General features: G+C 67.7%; 2 protein-coding genes. Both read left to right on the forward strand.

Annotated elements, in window-relative coordinates:
- The first annotated feature begins 51 nt into the window (after positions 1-51).
- Entirely contained in the window at positions 52-369 is a 318-nt protein-coding gene (locus IG74_RS0144625; RefSeq protein ID WP_030689568.1) for a transposase, read from the forward strand.
- On the forward strand, positions 366-1280 hold the full coding sequence (locus IG74_RS0144630) for an IS3 family transposase (RefSeq protein ID WP_030689570.1): 915 nt from the start codon (positions 366-368) through the stop codon (positions 1278-1280). Before IG74_RS0144625 ends, IG74_RS0144630 begins: the two co-directional genes overlap by 4 nt.
- Positions 1281-1311 lie beyond the last annotated feature (31 nt).

A 1311-nucleotide genomic window follows, 5' to 3' on the forward strand; every position in this document is an offset into this window, starting at 1 on the left:
TGACCTTCCCCTCGTACTGTGGAGTCGTGACCATAGGGGTAGTTGAGGGTCATGGCGGAGAAGCGACGGAAGTACGATGCCGAGTTCCGTGAGGGTGCGGTGCGGATCGTGCTGGAGACCGGGAAGCCGTCCGCGGAGGTCGCGCGGGATCTGGGCGTGCATGAGGGCACGCTGCAGACATGGGTCCATCGGGCCCGGTCCCGGGCGGATGCGCAGGCGGCGGGCGGGCTGGACGAGACCGAACGGGAGGAACTGCGCAGGCTGCGGGAGGAGAACTCCCGTCAGCGCAAGGAGATCGCCGAGCTCGGGATGGAGCGGGATGTCCTCAAGCGATCGGTGGTCCTCTGGGTGAAGGAGGCGACGAAGTGACGGCTGCGGGCTTCATTGCCGGCCAGCGGACCGAGCACAAGGTGCCGCATGCCGTGTCCTGCCGGGCACTTGGGGTGTCCGAGTCCTGGTTCTACAAATGGCGCCGCCGGCCCGAGCAGCGGACGAAGTCCGAAGTCAGGCGGGCAGCGCTGGCGGAGCGGATCAGCTACTTCTTTCGCCGCTCAGGCAACACCTACGGCTCGCCCAGGATCACGCTGGATCTGTGGGCCGAGGGCTGGAAGGTCTCGGTGAACACTGTCGCCGCGATCATGGCCGAGCTCGGCCTGCAGGGCCGCAAGCCCCCGCGCCGGCGCCGGAACCTCACCCGGCAGGGCAAGCGGAAAGCCGCCCGTGACCTGGTGCTTCGCCGCTACGACGCGATCGCCCCGGACGTCTTGTGGTGGGGCGACATGACCGAGATCGAAACCGGCGAGGGCAAGCTCTACCTCGCCTCGGTGCACGACGCCTTCTCGCGCCGCGTGTTGGGCTACGCGATGGGCCCTAGGCACGATGCGTCCCTGGTCGGCGCGTCCCTCGCCATGGCCGCCGCCACGCGCGGCGGCACCGTGGACGGTGTTATTTTCCATTCGGACCGCGGGTCGGAATATACAAGTGAGGCCTACAACAGCCTGTGTGCCCGTCTGGGCGTGGTGCAGTCCATGGGGCGCGTGGGATCGGCCCTGGACAACGCGGCGGCGGAGTCGTTCCACTCGACGGTCAAGGTGGAGTACGTCTACCGGCACCGCTTCGCCACCCGCGCCGAGGCAAGGCTGAAGATCGCCAAGTGGCTCACGGACTTCTACAACACCCGCCGCAGGCACAGCGCCGCCGGCGGGCTGGCACCCGTGGAGTTCGAACAGATCATCAACCAGAAGCGTGCCGAGGCCCGTTCACGGACTCACGCCGCATAGACGAAGACTCCACGCTCCCAGGGGATTGCCA

This window comes from Streptomyces sp. NRRL B-1347 (genome assembly GCF_000720325.1).
In the GTDB taxonomy this organism is placed as follows: Bacteria; Actinomycetota; Actinomycetes; order Streptomycetales; family Streptomycetaceae; genus Streptomyces.